Annotated in this window: 21 protein-coding genes and 1 tRNA gene; 14 read left to right on the top strand and 8 right to left on the bottom strand. The window is 30.3% G+C overall.

Features of this window, described 5'->3' with window-relative positions; genetic code table 11:
- Positions 1–217: 217 nt before the first annotated feature.
- Both fliS and R4I97_RS01735 read left to right on the top strand, forming a co-directional pair.
- Positions 218–748, top strand: a complete 531-nt coding sequence (gene fliS, locus R4I97_RS01740) for a flagellar export chaperone FliS (protein ID WP_335783417.1) — start codon at positions 218–220, stop codon at positions 746–748.
- Entirely contained in the window at positions 748–1,491 is a 744-nt protein-coding gene (locus R4I97_RS01735; RefSeq protein WP_420535681.1) for a protein kinase, read from the top strand. The genes fliS and R4I97_RS01735 overlap by 1 nt, the downstream gene beginning before the upstream one ends.
- A 354-nt stretch (positions 1,492–1,845) precedes the next feature.
- On the opposite strand, the gene R4I97_RS01730 is transcribed toward R4I97_RS01735, so the two are convergent.
- The 4 genes from R4I97_RS01730 to rpsF form a co-directional block, all read right to left on the bottom strand.
- Complete coding sequence (locus R4I97_RS01730) at positions 1,846–2,685, bottom strand: DUF255 domain-containing protein (protein ID WP_335783416.1); 840 nt, start codon at positions 2,683–2,685, stop codon at positions 1,846–1,848.
- 106 nt (positions 2,686–2,791) lie between these two features.
- The gene (gene rpsR, locus R4I97_RS01725) at positions 2,792–3,133 is read right to left on the bottom strand and encodes a 30S ribosomal protein S18 (RefSeq protein WP_335783415.1); all 342 of its coding nucleotides are present in this window, start codon (positions 3,131–3,133) and stop codon (positions 2,792–2,794) included.
- 26 nt (positions 3,134–3,159) lie between these two features.
- The gene (locus tag R4I97_RS01720) at positions 3,160–3,594 is read right to left on the bottom strand and encodes a single-stranded DNA-binding protein (protein WP_335783414.1); all 435 of its coding nucleotides are present in this window, start codon (positions 3,592–3,594) and stop codon (positions 3,160–3,162) included.
- Between the two features lie 22 nt (positions 3,595–3,616).
- Positions 3,617–3,952 carry a 30S ribosomal protein S6 gene (rpsF, locus tag R4I97_RS01715; protein WP_295297146.1) on the bottom strand — a complete coding sequence of 112 codons (336 nt, stop codon included), beginning with the start codon at positions 3,950–3,952 and terminating at the stop codon, positions 3,617–3,619.
- Positions 3,953–4,249: 297 nt separating this feature from the next.
- On the opposite strand from rpsF, the gene R4I97_RS01710 reads away from it, so the two are divergent.
- Positions 4,250–5,368, top strand: coding sequence for a DegT/DnrJ/EryC1/StrS family aminotransferase (locus R4I97_RS01710; protein ID WP_335783413.1), 1,119 nt, complete (start codon positions 4,250–4,252; stop codon positions 5,366–5,368).
- A 19-nt stretch (positions 5,369–5,387) separates the two neighbouring features.
- On the top strand, positions 5,388–5,864 hold the full coding sequence (locus R4I97_RS01705; RefSeq protein ID WP_335783412.1) for a hypothetical protein: 477 nt from the start codon (positions 5,388–5,390) through the stop codon (positions 5,862–5,864).
- On the opposite strand, the gene R4I97_RS01700 is transcribed toward R4I97_RS01705, so the two are convergent.
- The 4 genes from R4I97_RS01700 to trmB form a co-directional block, all read right to left on the bottom strand.
- Entirely contained in the window at positions 5,861–6,655 is a 795-nt protein-coding gene (locus R4I97_RS01700) for a carbon-nitrogen hydrolase family protein (RefSeq protein WP_335783411.1), read from the bottom strand. The two genes, R4I97_RS01705 and R4I97_RS01700, sit on opposite strands and share 4 nt — an antisense overlap.
- Before the next feature lie 17 nt (positions 6,656–6,672).
- Complete coding sequence (ispE, locus tag R4I97_RS01695) at positions 6,673–7,530, bottom strand: 4-(cytidine 5'-diphospho)-2-C-methyl-D-erythritol kinase (protein ID WP_335783410.1); 858 nt, start codon at positions 7,528–7,530, stop codon at positions 6,673–6,675.
- 610 nt (positions 7,531–8,140) lie between these two features.
- Positions 8,141–9,022, bottom strand: a complete 882-nt coding sequence (locus R4I97_RS01690) for a cation diffusion facilitator family transporter (RefSeq protein ID WP_335783409.1) — start codon at positions 9,020–9,022, stop codon at positions 8,141–8,143.
- A 73-nt stretch (positions 9,023–9,095) separates the two neighbouring features.
- Positions 9,096–9,740: a tRNA (guanosine(46)-N7)-methyltransferase TrmB gene (gene trmB / locus R4I97_RS01685; protein ID WP_335783408.1), complete on the bottom strand. Its 645-nt coding sequence runs from the start codon at positions 9,738–9,740 to the stop codon at positions 9,096–9,098.
- A gap of 273 nt (positions 9,741–10,013) precedes the next feature.
- On the opposite strand from trmB, the gene rpmG reads away from it, so the two are divergent.
- The 10 genes from rpmG (at position 10,014) to rpoC (ending at position 21,384) form a co-directional block, all read left to right on the top strand.
- The gene (gene rpmG / locus R4I97_RS01680) at positions 10,014–10,190 is read left to right on the top strand and encodes a 50S ribosomal protein L33 (RefSeq protein ID WP_013244490.1); all 177 of its coding nucleotides are present in this window, start codon (positions 10,014–10,016) and stop codon (positions 10,188–10,190) included.
- A gap of 14 nt (positions 10,191–10,204) precedes the next feature.
- Positions 10,205–10,277, top strand: a tRNA-Trp gene (locus tag R4I97_RS01675).
- Positions 10,278–10,318: 41 nt separating this feature from the next.
- The gene (secE, locus tag R4I97_RS01670) at positions 10,319–10,639 is read left to right on the top strand and encodes a preprotein translocase subunit SecE (RefSeq protein ID WP_013244491.1); all 321 of its coding nucleotides are present in this window, start codon (positions 10,319–10,321) and stop codon (positions 10,637–10,639) included.
- A 3-nt stretch (positions 10,640–10,642) separates the two neighbouring features.
- Positions 10,643–11,224: a transcription termination/antitermination protein NusG gene (gene nusG, locus R4I97_RS01665; RefSeq protein ID WP_013244492.1), complete on the top strand. Its 582-nt coding sequence runs from the start codon at positions 10,643–10,645 to the stop codon at positions 11,222–11,224.
- An 18-nt stretch (positions 11,225–11,242) separates the two neighbouring features.
- A complete protein-coding gene (gene rplK, locus R4I97_RS01660; protein ID WP_013244493.1) occupies positions 11,243–11,665 on the top strand; it encodes a 50S ribosomal protein L11 in 423 nt (140 codons plus the stop codon).
- 78 nt (positions 11,666–11,743) lie between these two features.
- Positions 11,744–12,445 carry a 50S ribosomal protein L1 gene (gene rplA, locus R4I97_RS01655; RefSeq protein ID WP_295296109.1) on the top strand — a complete coding sequence of 234 codons (702 nt, stop codon included), beginning with the start codon at positions 11,744–11,746 and terminating at the stop codon, positions 12,443–12,445.
- A 101-nt stretch (positions 12,446–12,546) separates the two neighbouring features.
- Positions 12,547–13,071, top strand: coding sequence for a 50S ribosomal protein L10 (gene rplJ, locus R4I97_RS01650; protein WP_013244495.1), 525 nt, complete (start codon positions 12,547–12,549; stop codon positions 13,069–13,071).
- 61 nt (positions 13,072–13,132) lie between these two features.
- Positions 13,133–13,522, top strand: coding sequence for a 50S ribosomal protein L7/L12 (rplL, locus tag R4I97_RS01645; RefSeq protein WP_335783407.1), 390 nt, complete (start codon positions 13,133–13,135; stop codon positions 13,520–13,522).
- 123 nt (positions 13,523–13,645) lie between these two features.
- Positions 13,646–17,167, top strand: a complete 3,522-nt coding sequence (rpoB, locus tag R4I97_RS01640) for a DNA-directed RNA polymerase subunit beta (protein WP_335783406.1) — start codon at positions 13,646–13,648, stop codon at positions 17,165–17,167.
- 14 nt (positions 17,168–17,181) lie between these two features.
- Positions 17,182–21,384 carry a DNA-directed RNA polymerase subunit beta' gene (rpoC, locus tag R4I97_RS01635; RefSeq protein ID WP_335783405.1) on the top strand — a complete coding sequence of 1,401 codons (4,203 nt, stop codon included), beginning with the start codon at positions 17,182–17,184 and terminating at the stop codon, positions 21,382–21,384.
- Positions 21,385–21,544: the final 160 nt, after the last annotated feature.

Raw genomic sequence — 21,544 nt, 5'->3', positions numbered from 1 at the left:
TTATAATATATATTTAGTGTTTAAGATAATTTTGCATAAAAATACTATATACCCAAATAAATAAAAATTAAAAACTAATTTTGACAAATTATGCTTGTTTCGGTATAATATAGTATGTATATGTATCTTTTACTAAAAATAGTAAAAAATATTTTATGCTTTTTTCTATTTTCCGATAATAATTTTATAATAAATATTAATTTATGGGGGGATTTAATTGTCTATTAATAACGGTTATCAAAAATATAAAAAAATCGATGTAAGTACAGCATCTCAAAATAGACTAGTCATTATGCTTTATGATGGTGCTATTAAATTTCTTGAGAATGCTTGTAATGCTATGGATAAAAAACATGGTACAGAAGAGGCTCATAACAATATAATGAAAGCTCAAGAGATTATATATGAACTTCTTTCTTCTTTGAACTATGATGCCAAAGAAATAGCTGAAAGATTAGCTTCTATATATACTTATATGAACCAGAGATTAACAGAAGCAAACATATCTAAAACTAAGCCTCCTATATTGGAAGTAGTAAAATATCTTAAAGAATTAAAAACTGCTTGGGAGGGTGTAGAAGAGAAAATGTCTTCTTCTAATGTGAACAGTGCAAATATTAAAAAAGAAGAGAATGTTTCTGCTGATTCTCAGAATAATTCTACTTCTGATAATAATAAAAGTTATAATAATAAATTTATGAAAAAAGATGATAAAGCTGTTACATCAAAATTAAATATTACGGGTTAATGATGAAAAAGATTGGTTTTTACATTTTTATATTTATAGTTATTATGGTTGCTGTGTCTTGCGGTGATAAAAATGCTGAAACTCTTGAAGAGTATCAGATTAGAATGAAAAATGCGGAGATATTAAAATATTACAACATACAGGAAGTTATGCCGCCAAGAGTTGTAGACGACGGAATATTATTTACTTTTGCTGAGAATTATGATTCTGTAGAGGTTTCTGGAGATTTTAATAATTGGGAAGATAGTATACCGCTTATTAAAAACTCTTATGGTATATTTTATTATTTGTGGCAAACTCCTTTAAAGGCTGGTAAATATTTATATAGATATAGAGTTAATGGTGTATGGATTAATGACCCTATAAATCAAAATGTAGAATATGATAATAATAATCAAGAGGTTAGTTATTTTGTATTAGATACTGATATTGGTTTTTATGAGCAAAATCCTATATATAATGCTGACGGCACTGTCACATTTTTCTATAGCAATGATACTGCTTTAGAGGTTATGTTTACATCAGATAAATTAGGTTTCGATAGTTTAAGATATCCTATGACTTATTCTAACAATTTATGGACTATAACTTTAAGAGCAGAGCAGGGACCTTACTATTATAACTTTGTAGTTGATAGAGTATGGGAAATAGACCCTATTAATTTGAATGTTTATAGAGGCAATGATGGAAGACTTCATTCATTTACTACTATAAATTATAATAATACAAATTTAATAAAGTAAATAATTAAATTTGTATTTAAGCAACTATACTTTATCAATTTTTATATTTGTCTAAAAGTATTATCAACTTTTTTGTCGCTCAAAAAAGTTGCAAAAAACGCAAGTACTATAACTTTGTAGTTTTGAATATGTATAAACTATATTGTAATACCAACATTTCAAACATAAACAATGCAGTCTTTTTGCTTCTTTGGGCCACGCCTCCGGCACTCCCTTCGGTCGCAAAAGAAGTAGGGGCGTGTACCCTAAGGGCACGCTTCGCAGGGGGGGCTAGTCCCCACAAATAACAAAAATATAAAAAACAAATTTTTATAAACTTAAAAAATTTTCAGTATATACTATGATATGGGCTCTTTACTCTTCGCCATAATATTCAATTGCTTCTATATATTGATTTCTTAATTCATTATTTGTTATATTATTGGTAAAGCTCTTTAAGTAGTTTATTCCTTCTTCTTTATTTCCAATAATTATTTTATAAATACCGTTAAAATATATAGCCTCATATAGCTTTTGAGAATTACTATAATTGTTTAATACTTCATTAAAATATTTAATACCTTCGTCAAACTGTTCATTGTAAAATAAAACTGTTCCTATATCTATTAAATATGTTGGTATGTCTTCTTTTTTTATTTTGTTTTCTTTTGTTAAAATATCATACATTTCAATTGCTTCTCTATAATACTCAGAGTCTATATATATTTTTAATTTCTCCACTGTTGGATTATCATTTGCAAACTCTTTATTAATATTTTCTGTTTTTATTTCTATATTTTTTATCTCTTCAAGTAAATCATTTGTATCAATATAGCCTAATATTTTTTTTATAATAAAACCATTTGTATTTATAAACACTGTAGTAGGAAAGGCACTAATATTATATTGATTTGTTAGAAATTTTATATATTCTTCATTATCTTCAGCGTTAATTTTTAAAGGCACGAAATTGTAGTTAATATTAGAAACGATGTCTTTATCTAAATAAACATTAGTCTCCATTATCTTACAGATTGTGCACCAATCAGTATAAAAATCTATCATTATAGATTTATTTTCTTTTACTGCTTTTTCTAATGCCGTATTATAATTAGTTTCCCAATTTATTAATTGTTTATTTTTGGATTGGTTATTATTATTACAAGATAACAACAATAATAGTGCAGCAAACGATATAATAAAAAAGTTTTTCATTTACATATCATAATTTATTTTGTTTTTTAATTCAATATAAAAAAACAGCCATCATATATAAAATATAATGGCTGTTATTATTATCAAGTGTTTCTAAAACCAATTATTAATATTTAGTTTCATAAGGAAGAAGAGCTATATTTCTAGCTCTTTTTATAGCCTTAGTAACTAATCTTTGATGTTTAGAGCAAGTTCCGTTTAAACGTTTAGGTATAATTTTTCCGCTTTCTTTAACATATTTTTTTAATAATTTTATGTCTTTATAATCTAACACATCAATATTGTTTTTGCAGAAATAGCATATTTTTTTCTTAAAGAATTTTTTTCTGCTAGCCATATCTTTATCGCTAGTTTCTTTATTAAAGTGTTGTTTTTTATCAGCTTTAGCTTTATTTTCTTCTTCATTAGTAGAAGTATTTTCTATATTTTCTGTGTTTTCTAATTCCATTATTTTATCTCCTAAAAAGTGTTTAATTAAAATGGCACTTCATCATCGTCAGAAAAACTACCTATATCAATACCATCAGACATACCGCCGCCTCCAACAGAAGGAGAAGGGGTATAAGTAGTATCCATTGATTGACTGTTAGCTCCAAGCATTTGCATACTATTAACTATTATTCTAATTCTTGATTTTGTAGTATTTGTATCTTTATCCTGCCATCTATCCTGTCTTAAAGAGCCATTAATAGCTATTTGTTTGCCTTTAGTTAAATATTTGCTTATAGTTTCTGCAGTTTTTCCAAAAGCAACTACATCAAAATAGTTAACCTCATTAGCATTTTTAGTGCTTACATAGTAGTTATTTGCTATAGAAAATTCTACTACAGCACTTCCGCTTGGCAAATATTTAAGCATTGGGTCAGCAGTAAGCCTGCCTATTAAAGTTACATTATTTACATCTGACATAATAATAAAGCCTCTATACTAATTATGCTTCTTGCGTATTATTTGTTTCTTCTTTTTTCTCTTCTTTCTTTTGAATAATTTCGTCTAAACGAACAATTATAAATCTCAATATGCTAAGTTCATATCTCAATTCTCTTTCAATTGTTTGTAAGCTTTTACCATCACATTTAAAATGATAGAAATAGAACTTACCTTCATTTACTTTGCGAATAGGGTAGCTTAGCTTATGAATGCCATAATCTGATTCATTGAATATTTCACAGTTATAGTTTTGTAGAATTGATTTGACATGTTCTTTTGCTTTTTGATGTACAGAGTCATTTATCTCTGTAACGAAAAGAATTTCATATTCTCTCATTTGTTTAAACTCCTTGGACAAGGCTTCATATTTTCATGAAGCGAAGTAATTTATGATATTTTATTCTCGCAATTATATATTTTTTCAGTAAAAAGTCAATGAATTTTATCATAGAATTTTTTATTAGCATAATAAAGAAATTTATTTAAGTATAATTTTGAAAAGTATTTATATGTTTTTTATTATTGGTATTTATAATTTTATAATATAAAAATTGGTAATATTTATTATTGACAATAGTAATGAATTTTTATAAAATATATTGAAAATTTAATTTTTTAATATGGAGTTATTGCGATGAAATATATGAATCTTTACAGAGGTTATGAAAAGAGAAAAGAGAGTATAGATAAAAAAATAGCTTCTATTATAGAGAGAAGTCAATTTATATTTGGTGAAGAATTAGAGAGTTTAGAACATGAATTAGCAAATTATACTGGTGCTAAATATGCGGTGGGGGTTTCATCTGGGCATGTTGGTTTAGTGCTTTCACTTTTAGCATTGGGTTTTAATGCTGGAGAGGACCATTCTACAAAAGAAGTAATAGTTCCTGCTATGACATTTTTCTCTACTGCTGAGGCTCCTTCTTTTTTGGGTATGAAGGTTGTTGTTTGCGATATTGATGAGTATTTTAATATGGACGTAAACAAACTCGAAAGCCTTATTAACAAAAATACTGTTGCTATTATACCTGTAAACTTATTTGGACAATGTGCTAATTATGATGTTATATTAGACATAGCTAAAAAACATAATTTATTTGTAGTAGAAGATGCTTGTCAGTCTTTTGGTGCTAGCTATAAAAATATAAAATCTTGTTCTGGAAAGTTGGGTGATATTGCTGTTACTTCATTTTTCCCTGCTAAGCCTTTAGGTTGTTTTGGTGATGGAGGAATGGTGTTTACTAATGATGAGAAATTATACAAAAACTTAAAACAGCTTCGTCATCATGGTGATGAGGGGGGAATGATACATGTTAAGCTCGGAACTACTGGAAGATTAGATAATTTACAGGCTGGAATTTTGTTAGAGAAGTTTAAAGGCTTTGATGATGATATGAAACACAGAAGAAATGCTGCTAAATATTATAATGATAATTTAAAAGATATAGTAAAGGTACCTCACGTGGCAGAATATACTGAGAGTGTTCATGCTCAATATGTTATACAAGTTGAAGATAATAGAGATGAAGTAAGAACTAAATTAAATGAACTTGGTATACCTACAGCACTTTATTATCCTCACCCTATACATTTGGCACCTGTTCTTGTTAAAAAGTTAGGATATAAAGAAGGAGATATGCCTGTTTCTGAATATGCTTCTAAACATAATATAGCTCTTCCTATAGACAATGATATTCTTAAAGAGGAACAAGATATGGTAATAGAAGCTTTAAAAAAAATTATAAAAAAATAATTTTTTAAGGTTTTTTATTTTGAGTATTTTAGATACAACAGAAATTGATGAAGAGCTTGTTGGTGTTGTAACAGAACTTAACAAGCTCGGATTCATTACTAATCAAAGCTGTGCTGGGCATAGTTACCAAAAAATAGGGTTTAATTATAATCCTTATATATCATTTTTTTATGGTATATTAGAGCGAAGAAAAAAAGAAGATTGGGATATTTTTTATCATTGTTTAATATTAGATGAGATACTTAAAAATATTAATAATGATAATGTTATAATAACTATGCGTTTTAATACTATAGATAAAAAAATGTCATATAGAGATAATAATTTTACTAATTTAGAATATGATTTATGTTTTATGAACTTTTATAAACTTAATATAGCTAATATTACAGATACTCAAAAGGGAAGTAAATTGTTTATTAGCAGGTGGAAGGACATTATAAAATATTATAAAGCTAATAGAAAAGAATTAGATGAAAAGTTTATAAAGAGTTAATAATGCTTTTTTATTTCATCATAAAAGTTTGAGCATATTATATTAGATTTTAAATTATTAATTTTTATGTTGGCATTTAATGATATTGTTTCGTCTTTGTTTGCATTTGCTAAAAGACTTCCGTCTTTATCAATTATAAAACTTTTACCGATAAAATATGCATCAATATCTTTTGTTTTTTCTCTTCCAACTCTATTGCATAATATTATAGGAGTGAGGTTTTCAATGGCTCTTACTCTTGCTATATCTAAAGTATTTTCTCCTCCAAAGTTTGCAAGGATGCATATTAAATTGCTTCCGTTTAGTATTTGTTTTCTTGATATTTCACTAAACCACACATCAAAGCAAATTTGTATAGATACTTTTTCTTTGCAAACTTCAAATACATTGTAGGATTCTTTTATATCTCCAGCATCAAAAAACTTCTTTTCAAAATCTGATAAATGAACCTTTCTGTATACGCCTTTTAAATATCCGTTTTCTGCTATTAATGCTGAATTATAGATTTTATCTTTAAAGTTTTCAGCAAATCCTGCTATTATGGCTTTGCTATATTTTTTAGATATTTCTATTATAGAGTTTATAAATATTGATTTTTCGTTTATCTCATCTTCATTTATACTTTCAGATACGTTTAATAATTCTTCTCTATTTTCAAATAAATATCCAGATGAAGAAAGCTCTGGAAGCACTATTAAATTAGCATCATTTGTTTTAATATGTTTTTCTATTATGTTTATATTTTCTTTTTTATCTTTTTTTACGTCAAATTGAATAAAAGATACTTCCAATTTATTATCCTTTATAACTATATTAATGCTAATTTAAATACATCTAAATAAGGAAATTCTTCTTTTAATATATTGTAATCATTTTCTATTTTTTTATCATCACTCTCATACAAAGTAAATAAAGAAGAACCAGAACCGCTCATCACTATTTTTTTATTTATTTTGTTTTGCATTTCTTCTTTATATTCTTTTATTTTAGGCTCGAGATTAAATACATTATTTTCAAACACATTATATAAATTATTATAAATATTATTAAAATCTAATTCTTTATTATCAAAAATAGATTTGAAATATAAAAAGTCTGCTTTGTTAAAATCTTCACTTTTAAAATTGGAATAAGCAATTTTTGTAGATACATGTATATTTGGGTATATTATTATTATTTTATAAGGCAATGTGTAATTGTAATTAAAAATATTCTCTCCTATACCATTAACCCAGCTCATGCCTTGTTTAATAAAAAAAGGAATATCTGCTCCAAACTTTGAAAATGTTTTTTTTAATGTTTCATCTTCTTTTATATTTAGCTCTTTAAGTAAGAATTTAATAAATACTCCAGCATTAGAAGATCCGCCTCCAAGACCAGCACCATTTGGTATATTTTTTTCTATATTTATTTTATAACTTTTTTTTAAGTTCATAGTCTCTTTAAAAAATAAAAATATTCTTGAAAGTATATTATCCTCATTATCATCATTTAATTTGTATTTGCCTGTAGTTGTAACTTTAAAAGAATTAGACTCTTCTATTGTTAGTATGTCATAAAGATTAACGGTGTGAAATAAAGATTCTATTAAATGGTATCCGTCTTCCCTTTTTGATGTTATATCCAAAAACAAGTTTACTTTGCAAGGAGATTTTAATTCTATCATATAGCTGCCTTTTGAAATAATAATTTTATATAAACATTATAGCATCAATTATAAATTAATAATATAGGATTATTTTGATTAATTAGTTATACTAAAAAATTTTAAGTTTTTAAATTTTTATTAGACTTGTTTCAAAACTAAATTAATAAATAATTACACTGTTTATTTTTTAGTATTTTATCTTTATAATTGGGGCTTTGCCCCAAACCCCACTTCTTTTGTTGGCACAAAGAAGCAAAAAGACTGCAATTGTATACATTTAAATTTATTATTATACAACATGTAAAACATTGTTTTGTAAGTAAAATTATTTTTATTTTTTTCAATTAATTTTGTCAAGTACTTTTGAAACAAGTCTATTATTTTTGGGGGCTTTGCCCCCTGCGAAGCGTGCCCGTAGGGGTACATACCCCCACTTCTTTTGGTGACCCAAAGAAGCAAAAGGACTGCATTTTTAGCTAAAATTTAGGTTTTATCACACATTTAATACATATTCATAAAATATTAGCTATAGTATATGCACTTTTTGCAACTTTTTGCGGCGGGAAAAAGTTGATAAAGATTTTTTAAAAATATATAAATTGACAGAATGTAGTTGTTTAGGTATATACTAACTTTTATAACATTCTATATGTATAGTTGACTCCATATTCATTTTGTCTCTTATAGATTTTTCTAAAATGCTTACTTTATTATGTGCCTCTTCTACTGTCATATTCTTTGGAAAACGCATATGAAATGTTATTTCTGTATGGTCGCCGTAGGTATGTATGTGGAAATGATGAAGATTTGAGTTATCGTTATTGATATTAAGTTCATTAGCGATGCTGTTAATATCTTTAATAATATCTTCTGAAGGGTATTCTCCTATTAAAGGCTCTATGCTTGATTTTATAACATCGAAAGCGGCATAAAAAATTACAAGCGAAACTAATATACTCAAAACACTATCCATCCACCATAAGTTTTTTCCTACTAATATACCAACTAATATTATTATAGAAGTAATACTATCACTCCTATGATGCCAAGCATCAGCATACAATGACTTTGAACCAGATTTTCTATAACCCCAAAGTGAATACTGTGCTAATAATTCTTTAATTACAATAGAAACAATCATTGCAACAATAGCTATAATTGTAAATGATGCAGTTTTTTTGTTCATAATATTTTTTATAGCCTCAGCAAAGAAACTATAGCCTATAAATACAAGCATAATACCAACAATAAAACTAGTTATAAGCTCTATTCTTCCATGACCGAAAGGGTGTTCTTTGTCTGCTGGTTTTTTAGAAAATATTCCTCCTATAATAACTATAATACTGCTTATGCAATCGCTTAATGAATGCCATGCATCTGCCATTATAGAAAGTGAGCCTGTGAGTATTCCTACTATATATTTAAATGCAAATAATAATACGTTTATGATTACAGATACTATTCCCTCTATTATCATATATTTAGATTTTTTTTCATTGCTTATATTCATTGTTTTCACCTTCATTTTTTAAACTATTTTAAATATAATGAATTTAAGCTAAAATATCAATAATGAAATTATATTAAAACTTTTTATGCGCGAAAAAATATATATTATGTCCAATAGCTCTCATTTTCTCTTCATAGAGAGTAACGCCATATCCTTCTAAACTATGAACATAATCTTCACTTAGAATATTTTTGAAATTATTATCTTCTTTATATATAGGGTTCATTATTTCAAGTGCATAATTATCATCATCTGTAACAGAATAAAATATACCATTATCTTTTAAGAGCGGATGCATTTTACCTAAAAACTCTTTATTAAATATTCTTCTATGTGCATGTTTTTTCTTTGGCCAAGGGTCTGGGAAGTTTAAGTATATTTTATCAAAATAGTATTTATTTTTAATATAATTATCTATTACATTATTAGCTTCACCAAATATAATAGTGAGGTTTTTTATATCTCTTTTGTATGCTTTGGATATTGCTTTTTTAGCAGCTTTAAAAGAATATTCTATACCAACAAAATATTTATCTTTGTTATTCATAGCAAGCTCTACTATAAATTTCCCGTTTCCGCTTCCTATTTCAAGTTCTAAATTTTTATTATTAGACAATCTGTTTTTTAGTTCTTCTATTATAATATTTTTATCTTCTGTATTAAAATCGTCTATTAAATAAAAATTAAGTATTTCTTGATTTAAGTTCAAACTTCTCAAATTAGTAAACTCCTCATAATTTTATTTGAATGATATATTAATTAACATTTATGTCAATAATTTAACCATTATTATTATTAAAAACTATTTGTATATATAATAAAATTTTTTTAATTAGATTAATTATAATGGTTGTTTTTTATATTAAAATAAGTATAATAAATTAGAGTTATATGCAAAATTGTTTTAATAAAGTATTGACATAAAAGAAAAATAATTATATAATTGAATACCACTTAAAATATAAGTAGTCTAAATTTCGGAGATATAAAAATGGCAGGTAATAAAGTAAAAACCGAACAAATACATTTACAATGCACAGAATGTAAAAGAAAAAATTATATAACAACTAAAAATAAACAAAATGTTCAAGAAAAATTAGAATTAAAAAAATATTGCCCTCATGATAGAAAACACACTATACACAGAGAATTGAAAGTTTCAAGATAATTTTTTATATATTTGGGTCAGTAGTTCAATTGGTAGAGCACCGGTCTCCAAAACCGGGTGTTGCAGGTTCGACTCCTGTCTGACCTGATTTTTTACTTAATTTAATATTAAAATTTAAGGTATTGTATATGGCAGAGAAGAAAAAGAACAAATTATTTAATTCTTTAGAAGAGATAAAAAAAGAGCTTTTTGAGAGAAGTGTATGGCCTACTCGTCAGGAAGTTCTTAATCAAACAGTTGTTGTTGTAATTTTGCTTATTTTGTCTGCTGCTTTTTTGGGTGCTGCAGATTATATAGTAACATTTCTAACTAGAGCTTTATTAGATGGTTCTATATTATCTTCTATAGCTTCATCAAAAATAGCTTTGGTTTTAATACTTCTTGTTGTGGTATTATTTGTGGTTTATTTCGCTATACGATACATTAGAAAAAATAGATATAGTAGGTGATGTATGTCTGAAGAAATGACTAGAGATTATAGATGGTATATAGTTCACACTCAGCACGGTTATGAAAATAAAGTTCGTGAACGTTTAGAAAAAAGAATTAAAGAAAATGGTATGTCTGATTTGGTAGTAGACATATATATACCTTCTGAGACTGTACAAAAAAATAAAAATGGTAAAAAAGTAACTAAAGAAGAGTTTTTTTACCCTGGTTATGTTTTAGTTAAGATGGTTATGAATGATGCTACACAATCTATGGTAAGAAGAACGCCTGGAGTGGCAGGATTTATAGGAAGTCATGCTACAACTAAAGAAGAAGGTAATATAATTCCAACTCCATTAAGCGAAGCTGATGTTGCTCGTATATTTGAAGACAGAGAAGCTAAAAACAAAAACGATATTAATGAGCTTATAGGAATGGAATTTGAAATAGGGGAGAAGGTACAAGTTATAGACGGACCTTTCAATGGTTTAAATGGCTTAATAGAGAATATTAATGCTGATAAGGGTAAGGTTACAGTAAAAATAGAGATATTCGGCAGAAGCACCCCAACAGAGTTAGACTTTAATAAAGTAAAGAAATTATAATAAAAAGAGGTAGTAAAAATGGCTAAAAGAGTAGTTGGTATTGTAAAGGTTAGAATACCCGGCGGAGAGGCAACTCCTGCTCCACCACTTGGACCTGCATTAGGTCAGAAACAAATACAAATAGCCGCTTTCGTTAAAGATTTTAATGCTAAAACATCTAAAATGAAAGGTCAGCTATTAAACACTTATATAACAGTGTATGAAGATAAAACTTATACATTTGTTACTAAAGGTACATCAACTTCTACTTTAATTAAGAAGAAATTGGGTATAGAAAAAGGTTCTGGCGAGCCTAACAAAACAAAAGTTGCAACAATCAATCAGAAGCAGCTTGAAGAGATAGCTCAAGAGAAAATGGCTTATATGTCAGCTAATGATATAGAAGCAGCAAAAAAAATAGTTGCGGGTACAGCTCGTGCTATGGGTATTAAAGTAGAATAATTATTAATTAAAATATTAAAATAGGCAACACCATTTAATAATAAATGGAAGTACGCGTTTGAAAAAAGGAAAGAAAAGATGGCAACAAAAGAAAAGAAAATAGGTGGCAAACGTTACGACGCTATAAGAAAGACTGTAGAGAAATTAACACTCTATTCTGTAGATGAAGCTATAGATTTAGCTAAGAAAAACGCTACCTGTAAATTTGATGAAACTATTGAGGTTACAATCAACCTTAATATCCTACCAAAACACACAATAAGAGATACATTATCATTCCCTAATGCTTTCGGTAAAGAAAAAAGAGTAGTAGTATTTGCTCAAGGTGAGAAAGCAGATGAGGCAAAAAATGCTGGTGCTATGGAAGTAGGTTTTGAAGATTTAATAAGCAAAATTAAAGGCGGATATACTGACTTTGATGTTGCAATATCTACACCAGACTTAATGAAAGAAGTAGGTAAATTAGGACAGATTCTTGGTAGAAAAGGACTTATGCCTAACCCTAAAACAGGAACAGTTACACTTGATATAGCTCAGGCAGTAAAAAGCTTTAAAGCAGGAAGAATGGAATACAGAGCAGATAAATTCGGTGTTGTAAGAATGGCTATAGGTAAAGCATCTATGGACGTTAATAAGTTAAACGAAAACTTCAGAGCTTTTTATGATGAGATATTAAGAAAGAAACCATCAGACTTAAAAGGTGATTATATAAAAAGCGTTGGTGTAACATCAACTATGGGTGTTGGTATAAAAATAGACCATAAAAAGATAAAACTATAATTAGCTGATAAACATTTTTATAAACGAAGTCGTATTTTGTGATCCCATTATATGAATAGCTTTATAGAGATTGTTTAATATAAATAGAAGAAGGTGGATATATGCCTAATAAGAAAAATATAGAAACAGTTGCAGCTCTTAAAGAAAGTATGGGCAGTTGTGCTGGTTTAGTATTCTTCGATTATAGAGGAGTAACAGTATCACAGCTTACAGATTTAAGACGCGAATTAGCAAAAACTTCTTCTTCAATGAAAATATGCAAAAACTCATTAGTAGACATTGCTTTGAAAGATTTAGGCAGAGAAGTAAAAGATGAGATGTTTATTAACCCAACAGCAGTTGTATTTGCAAAAGAAGATATGCCATCAGCTGCTAAGGTTATCAGTGAAGCCGCTAAAAAGAATGATAAAATCAAAATAAAAGGCGGTTACATGGGCGAGGATTTATTAGACCCTGCTAATGTACAGGTTGTAGCTAATATACCTCCAAGAGAAGTTCTACTTTCTCATCTTGTTACAGCACTCGAGTCTCCTATATCAAGTTTTGCAAACAGCTTGCAAAGCGTTATATCAGAGCTTGCTTATGTGCTTGACAGCGTTGAAGAGGAAAAAAAGAAATCAGCATAATATGTTGATATGTTGATATTAAATTAAAAACTAAGAAATAAAACATTTAAGGAGAATAAAAATGGCTTTAAGTAAAGAAGAAATATTACAAGCAATAGAAGAAATGAAAGTTATCGAGCTTCATGAGTTAGTAGAAGCTATAAAAGAAAAATTTAACGTAACAGCAGCTATGCCAGTAGCAGCAGTAGCAGCAGCTCCAGCAGCAGGCGGTGCAGCAGCAGCAGCTGAAGAAGAAAAAAGCGATTTTGATGTTATTCTTACAGGTTTTGATGCAGCTCAAAAAATTGCTCTTATTAAAGAAGTTAGAGCAGTTAGCGGTTTAGGCTTAAAAGAAGCTAAAGATGCTGTAGAAAAAGGCGGCGAAACAATTAAATCTGGCGTTTCTAAAGATGAAGCAGCAGCTATCAAAAAACAATTAGAAGCAGCTGGTGGTAAAGTTGAAATTAAATAATATCATTAATATTTGATTATATTTAAGAAGGGTATGATATGTTTTCTACCCTTCTTATTAGCGTATCTTAAGAAAATAAAAAATATATAATAACTGTTATAAATATAGTGGAGATCTTTAAATATGTCTAATAACATTCAGATAGATAATAAAGTATATAAGGAACGCGGAGTAGAATTCGCAAAAAAATACAGAATGGAGAATGGCCGTGTAAACTTTTCACGTTCGGCTTCTGTGATAGAGCCTCCAGATCTCCTCGCTATACAAAAAGAATCTTATGAAAGCTTCCTTCAGAAAGATGTTCCTGAAAATAAAAGAAAAAATGAAGGCTTACAAGAGGTTTTAACTTCAATATTCCCTATAGTAGCAACTAATGAAAAAATGCAAATAGAGTTTATTTCTTACTCTATAGGTGAGCCTAAAATATCTGAAAAAGAAGCAAGAAGAAGAGATAAAACTTATGCTTATCAATTCAAAATAAAAGTACAATTAACTGTAAGAGACCCAGAAAGAATAATAGAACAAGAAATTTTTGTTGGTGAAATACCTGCTATGACAGATAGAGGTACATTCATTATTAACGGTGCTGAGAGGGTTGTTGTTTCTCAGATTCATAGGTCTCCTGGTGTTGTATTTAACCGCAGTGATAGAGATGCTATGTTTGTAGCTAAGATTATTCCAGATAGGGGTACTTGGCTTGAGTTTGAACTTGATACCAAAAAAGATATAATGTATGTAAGAATTGACAGAAAGAAAAAACTTCCTGTTACAGTATTTTTAAGAGCTATTGGTATCACAACTAATGAAGAAATTTTAAAATTATTCTATGAAATAGATAAAATATCTTTGGCTAAACTTTCTGATGAAGAGAAAAAAGCTCAGCTTATAGGAAGACGCTCATATTCAACAGTATTTGATAAAGAAAATCCAGAAGAAATCATCTTAAACCCAGGCGAGCTTATTAACCAAAACTTGGCAGAAAGACTTTTAATGAGCGGTATAGATGAAATTGAAGTATTAAATATGGAAGCAATAAAAGACAATGTTACTATAATTAATACTTTAGATAAAGACACTACAAAAAATCAGAAAGAAGCTTGTACAAAGATTTATAATGTAATAAGACCAGGTGAACCTGCTTTAATAGAGAACGTTGTAAAAACTTGTAATGATTTAGTATTTGACCCTAAATTGTATGCTTTAGGTGATGTTGGTCGTTACAAAATAAACAAGAGATTAAACTTCCCAGAAAGTGAACAGGATAAGGTTTTAAGACATAAAGACATAATAGAGACAATTCGCTTTTTAATAAAAGTTTTCATAAATGAAGAGCAATTAGATGATATAGACCATTTAGGCAACAGACGTATAAGAAGCGTTGGTGAATTATTGGCTATGCAAATAAAAACAGGCTTCACAAGAATGGAGAGAGCAGCTAAAGAGAGAATGCAAATGCAGGACATGGAAGCTGTAACTCCTCAATCACTTGTAAGCATAAAAGTAATACAAGCAGTAATTAAAGAGTTTTATGGTACAAGCCAATTATCTCAGTTCATGGACCAAAACAATCCATTATCAGAGATTACACACAAAAGAAGATTAAACGCTTTAGGTCCTGGAGGTCTTACAAGAGATAGGGCTGGTTTTGAGGTTCGTGACGTACACCATACTCACTATGGTAAAATATGTCCTATTGAAACTCCTGAAGGTCCAAATATTGGTCTTATAGTTTCACTTGCTACTTATGCTAAAATAAATAAACATGGATTCTTAGAGACTCCATATAGAAAAGTTGTTAATGGTAAAGTAACTGATGAGATAGAATACTTAACAGCTCATGATGAAGAGCGTTATCATATTGCTGATGCTAATGCTCCTTTAAATGAAGATGGAACATTCAAAGAAAATCTTATTTCTACAAGATATAGAAGTGAATTCCCATATTCTACACCAGATCAAGTACAGTATATGGACGTTTCACCTCAGCAGATTGTTTCACTTTCAAGCTCACTTATTCCATTCTTAGAGCATGACGACGCTAACAGAGCTTTGATGGGTTCAAACATGCAACGTCAAAGTGTACCTCTTTTATTCCCAGAATCACCTATAGTTGGTACTGGAGTAGAAGCAAAAATATGTCAGCCTGGCACAGGAATAGCAGTTCATGCAAAAAGAGCTGGTAAGGTTATAAAAGTAGTTCATGATGAAATAGTTATTAAACCTACTAAACAAAATAGCGATGATGATTATGATGTTTATGAACTTACAAAATATCAAAGAACTAACCAAGATACCAATTATCATCAAAGACCTGTAGTTAATGTGGGGGATACTGTTAAAGCTGGCGGTCTTTTAGCTGACGGACCTGCTACAGACCATGGTGAATTGGCACTTGGAAGAAACGTTTTAGCAGCATTCATGATTTTTGAAGGCTACAACTTCGAGGACGCTATCCTTTTAAGCAAGAGATTAGTACAAGAAGATGTATTTACTTCAATTCACATAGAAGAGTTTTCAGTTGAAGCTCGTGAGACAAAATTAGATAAAGAAAATATTACTAGAGATATACCAAATGTACCAGATTCTGCATTCAAAAATCTTGATGAGAGAGGTATTGTAAGAATAGGTGCTAAAGTAAAAGCTGGAGATATATTAGTTGGTAAAGTAACTCCTAAAGGTGAAACAGAGGTTACTCCAGAATACAGACTTCTTCATTCAATATTTGGTGAGAAGTCAAGAGATGTAAAAGATACTTCTTTAAGAGTTCCTCATGGAAAAGACGGTACTGTTATAGATGTAAGAGTTTACAGCAGAGAAAATGGCGATGAATTAAAGCCTGGTGTTGAGGAAGTAGTAAAAGTATTCTTAGCTAAGAAGCGTATAATACAAGAAGGCGACAAAATGGCTGGTCGTCACGGTAACAAAGGGGTTGTTGCGAGAATAATGCCTATAGAGGATATGCCTTATTTAGAGGACGGTACTCCTGTAGATATTTGTTTGAACCCTCTTGGTGTACCTTCTCGTATGAACATTGGTCAGGTAATTGAGATGTTACTCGGTTGGACTGGTCATAAAATGGGCTTAAAATATGCTTGTCCTGTATTTGAGGGTCCTAAAGAAGATGAGTTAAAAGAGGCTATGATAGCAGCTGGTTTAAATCCTACTGGTAAAGTAAAACTCTTTGACGGCAGAACAGGCGAGCCTTTCAAAAATGATGTAGCAGTAGGATACATGTATATGCTTAAACTTAACCACTTGGTTGAAGATAAGGTTCACGCTAGAAGTACTGGTCCTTACTCACTTGTTACTCAGCAGCCTTTGGGTGGTAAATCGCAATTCGGCGGTCAGAGATTAGGAGAGATGGAAGTGTGGGCATTAGAGGCTTATGGAGCTGCAAATATGCTTCAAGAGTTCTTAACTGTTAAATCTGACGATATGACAGGTCGTGCAAGAATATATGAATCTATTGTTAAAGGTGATGTTATATCTTCTCCGGGTATACCTGAAAGCTTTAACGTATTGGTTCAAGAGCTTAGAGGCTTAGGTCTTAATATCACTATTCACGATGAAGAGGGCAATCAGCTTCCTTCTACTGAAAAAGAATTAAAGAAAAAAACTAAAAAACAAACTAAGATTTTTAAATAATTAGGAGAAGTTTAATGCAATTTACAAACTTTGACCAAATAAAAATAGGTATAGCAAGTCCTCAGGTTATGAGAGAGTGGAGTTATGGCGAAGTTAAAAAACCAGAAACTATCAACTACAGAACTTTAAGACCTGAGAGAGATGGGCTTTTTTGTGAGAAGATATTTGGAACTACTAAAGAATATGAGTGTTATTGCGGTAAGTTTAAAAGCAAACGTTATAAGGGTGTTGTTTGTGATAAGTGCGGAGTTGAAGTTACACATTTCAAAGTAAGACGTGAGAGAATGGGTCATATAGAGTTAGCTGCTCCTGTTGCTCATATTTGGTATTATAGAAACACTCCTTCAAGAATCGGACTTCTTCTAAACATGAATATATCTCATTTAAGAAGCGTACTTTATTTTGAGAGATATGTTGTTATTGATGCAGGTGATAGCGATTATTCTAAGGGTGATTTGCTTACTGAAGATGAATATAATGAAGCTTTAGATAGATATGGGGATAATATTCGTATTGGTATAGGTGCTGAAGGCATACGTGATATGCTTAAAGACCTTGATATGGACGAAGAAATCAGAAAACTTAGAGAAGAGATGATTAAAAAGGGTGAGAAATCTGACAGAAGACTTAGAAAACGTCTTGAGATTTTTGAAGATTTCAAATCATCAGGCAATGACCCTACTTGGATGATACTTGATGTTGTACCTGTTATTCCGCCAGAATTAAGACCTATGGTTCAGCTTGACGGCGGACGTTTCGCTACTTCAGATTTGAATGACCTTTATAGAAGAGTTATAAACAGAAATATTCGTTTAAGGAGATTATTAGTTTTAAGAGCTCCTGATATCATTATAAGAAACGAAAAAAGAATGCTTCAAGAGGCAGTTGATGCTTTATTTGATAATAGCAAAAGAAAAAAAGTTGTAAAAGGACCTGGAAACAGAGCATTAAAATCTCTTTCAGATATGTTAAAGGGTAAGCAAGGTCGTTTCCGTCAAAACCTTTTGGGTAAACGTGTTGACTATTCAGGACGTTCTGTTATTGTTGCTGGTCCTAGACTTAAAATGCATCAATGCGGTCTTCCTAAAAAAATGGCCGTTGAATTATTTAAGCCATTCATTATGAAAAAATTAGTTGAAACTAATTCTGCTCATAATATAAAATCTGCAAAAAGATTTGTAGAAGAGGGCAGAGAAGAAGTTTGGGGCGTATTAGAAGAGATTGCTAAAGAGCACCCTGTACTTTTAAACCGTGCTCCGACACTTCACAGACTTGGTATTCAGGCTTTTGAACCAGTACTTGTTGAAGGAAAAGCAATTCAGCTTCACCCGCTTGTTTGTCACGCTTATAACGCTGACTTTGACGGTGACCAGATGGCAGTTCATACTCCGCTTTCTGCAGAGTCACAAATTGAAGCTTGGACTTTAATGCTTGCTCCTCATAACATATTAAACCCTGCTAATGGCGAGCCTATTGTTAACCCTACTCAGGATATTGTACTTGGTATTAGTTATTTAACTAAATTAAGAAGCGGTATGAAGGGTGAAAATAAAGTATTTGCTTCTCCTGAAGATGCTTTACTTGCTTATGACAGTAATTTAATTGAGCTTGAAGCTAGAATTAAAGTTCTCATGAAAGATAAAGACGGAGAAGAAAAATTTGTTGAAACTTCTGTGGGAAGAATTAAGTTTAATCAAGTGATACCTGAGGACTTTAGATTCCAAAACAGAGATTTCGGAAGTAAAGATTTAGCCAAATTTATTCATGAAGTATATTTAAAACATGGTACTGCTACTACTGTTAATATGCTTGATGATATTAAAGAACTTGGTTACCAAAGTGCTACTGTATTTGGTTCTACAATATCTGTATCTGATATACTTATTCCTCCAATGAAAAAACATGAAATTGAAGAGGCTACTAAACAGGTAGAACAGCTTAGAGACCAGTATATGAACGGTATTATTACTGATGATGAGAGAAGCCAGAAGGTAAAAGACTTGTGGACTGCTGTAGAGGGTAGAATTACTGATGCTATGATGGATAACTTGAGACAAGACCAAGACGGATTTAACCCTATATATATAATGGCGGATTCTGGAGCAAGAGGTTCTAAACAGCAGATAAGACAGCTTGCTAGTATGAGAGGTCTTATGGCTAAGCCTAATGGTGATATTATAGAGCTTCCTATTATTTCAAACTTCAAAGAGGGTCTTACTGTACAAGAGTACTTTATCTCTACTCACGGTGCAAGAAAAGGTCTTGCTGATACTGCATTAAAAACTTCAAGTGCTGGTTACCTTACAAGAAAATTGGTTGATGTTGCTATTGGGGTTGTTGTTTCAGAGCATGACTGCGGTACTGTTAAGGGTATTGAGATTGAACCTATTAAAGAATATGATGAGATTAAAAAATCATTAAAAGAGAGAGTTGTTGGTTTCTTCAGTAATGAACATATTTATCATCCTCAAACTAAAGAGCTTATATGTGAGGCTAATACTGAAATTACAGAAGAAATTGCTGATAGAATAGAGCAGGCCGGTATAGAGAAAATAAGAATAAGACATCCTCTTACTTGTGAAAGCAGAATGGGTGTTTGTCAGAAATGTTATGGTAGAAGCTTATCTACTAACACACTTGCTTCTATTGGTGAGGCTGTTGGTGTTGTGGCAGCTCAAAGTATTGGTCAGCCTGGTACACAGCTTACAATGAGAACATTCCACATTGGTGGTGTTGCTACTCAGTCTGTTGAAGAAAATGAAGTTAAGCTTAATTATCCTATATATATAGAACAGTTTTCTAACTATGTTGTACAGCCTAATGGTGTAAAAATTACAGCAAGAAATGGTGAGCTTTTAATAAGACGTGTACTTAACAAATGGGAAAAAAGCTCTATAAAAGATGTATTAAAAGAAAACAATGCAAAAGTACTTATAGGAGATGTTATCGCTACTACAAAAGATGGTGAAGATATAAAAGCTACACATAATGGTACTTTGAAAATCACTAGCGATAATAAGTATGTGATGATTACAGGTGCTAAGCATAATATACCTATTAAAGTAGGTAGTGAATATAGAGTTAATGAGAATGTATTTATTGATGCTAATACAGTAATTGCTAGCTTCGATGGTTATAATGAGCCTATAATATCTGAAAAAGCAGGTGTAGTAAGATATCAGGATATCATTACAGGTAGAACTATGGTTGAGGCTATAGACGAGCAGACTGGTAATGTTACTAAGATTATTCAAGAGTTTAAAGATGCTAGTATGCAGCCTAAAATACTCATTGTAGATGGTGATGATATTTTTGAAACTGATATACCTAATGGTGCTCAGCTTATGGTTGAAAATAACCAAAAAGTTGAAGTTGGTGAGGTTATAGCTAAAACTACTCGTATACAGCAAAAAAGTAATGACATTACAGGCGGTTTGCCTCGTGTACAAGAGTTGCTTGAGGCTCAAAAACCTAAAGACACTGCTATTATTGCTGGTATTGACGGTGAGGTTGAAATCGGCGGTTCTCATAAGGGTAAAAAAGTAGTTAAAATTAGAAATGAGTTTGATGAAACTAAACACTTAGTTCCTCATGGTAAAAAATTGTTGGTAAGAAATGGGGACTATGTTAAAACTGGTACTCAATTATGTGATGGTAAGATTAACCCTCATGATATATTGGAAACTCAGGGTGATTTGGCTTTACAAACTTATTTGCTTGAAGAGATACAGAGCGTTTATAATAAGCAGGGTGTAGGTATTAACGACAAGCACTTCGCTTTAATTATTAGACAGATGCTTAGAAGACTTGAAATTATTGACCCAGGCGATACTAAATATATTGTTGGTCAGTATGTTGATAAGTATGAGTTTGAAGAAGAAAATAGACGCTATGAAGAGGCTGGCGGTTCTCCTGCAAGCGGTAAACCTGTACTTCTTGGTTTAACTAAAGCTGCTCTTAATACTGAAAGCTTTATATCTTCTGCTTCATTCCAAGAGACTACTAAAGTATTGACTAATGCTGCTATTAAAGGTAAAGTTGATAAGTTGCTTGGATTAAAAGAAAATGTTATTATCGGACATCTTATACCTGCTGGTACTGGTGTTAAACTTTATAATAAATTACATGTTTACAACAAAGAAAGCGGTGATATGAACAATGATAATGATATAGATTCTTCAGCTAAAGAAGAAGATGTAATGCAAATTACAGTTTGATAAAAAATAATATTTATGATATAAAAAGCGATAGTACATATTGTATTATCGCTTTTTTATTTATACGCAAGTAACTATATTTTCTATATAAGGTTTATTTTCTTCAAGTTTTTCCCGCCGCTACGCTCTGCGGATTTCGTCAAAGTTTTTACCCTACGGG

Origin of the sequence: Brachyspira pilosicoli (genome assembly GCF_036997485.1) — a bacterium.
Lineage (GTDB): Bacteria > Spirochaetota > Brachyspiria > Brachyspirales > Brachyspiraceae > Brachyspira > Brachyspira pilosicoli_C.
The sequence above is the reverse complement of the archived record's forward strand: the minus strand, read 5'-3'. Positions and strand labels throughout refer to the sequence as shown.